1 protein-coding gene is annotated in these 567 nt (G+C 51.5%); it reads left to right on the top strand.

Annotated elements, in window-relative coordinates:
* Nucleotides 1–567, top strand: a 567-nt coding sequence (locus HMPREF2991_RS11155) for a hypothetical protein (protein ID WP_257371868.1), incomplete at both ends; no start/stop codon positions are given.

Below are 567 nucleotides of genomic sequence, written 5' to 3'. Positions count from 1 at the left end.
CGCATCAGTAAGCGCAAGTGAGTCAGCCTCAGTAAGCTCCAGTGAATCCGCTTCAGTCAGCTCGAGCCAATCTGCATCATTGAGTGCTAGTCAATCGGCTTCAGCCAGCGCAAGTGAGTCAGCATCATTGAGTTCGAGTCAATCTGCATCATTGAGTGCTAGTCAATCTGCCTCAGTAAGTTCGAGTCAATCGGCCTCAGTAAGCTCCAGCGAATCAGCTTCAGTGAGCTCGAGTCAGTCCGCTTCAGCGAGCGCAAGTGAGTCAGTCTCAGCCAGCGCTAGTCAATCCGCTTCAGTGAGCGCAAGTGAATCTGCGTCAGCCAGCGCTAGCCAGTCCGTATCGGTGAGTGCTAGTCAATCAGCCTCAATGAGCGCTAGTCAGTCAGCTTCAACTAGTGCTAGTCAATCAGTATCTGTAAGTTCGAGCCAATCAGCTTCAGCGAGTTCGAGTCAGTCTGCATCTGTAAGCTCCAGCCAATCGGTTTCAGCAAGCTCAAGTCAATCAGTGTCTGTAAGCTCCAGCCATTCCGCTTCGGTAAGTGCTAGTCAGTCAGCGTCTGTAAGCTT

The sequence above is a fragment of the Streptococcus sp. HMSC072D07 genome, assembly GCF_001814835.1.
In the GTDB taxonomy this organism is placed as follows: domain Bacteria; phylum Bacillota; class Bacilli; order Lactobacillales; family Streptococcaceae; genus Streptococcus.
Note: the sequence above shows the minus strand (reverse complement) of the source record. Positions and strands in the feature narration are given on the sequence as shown.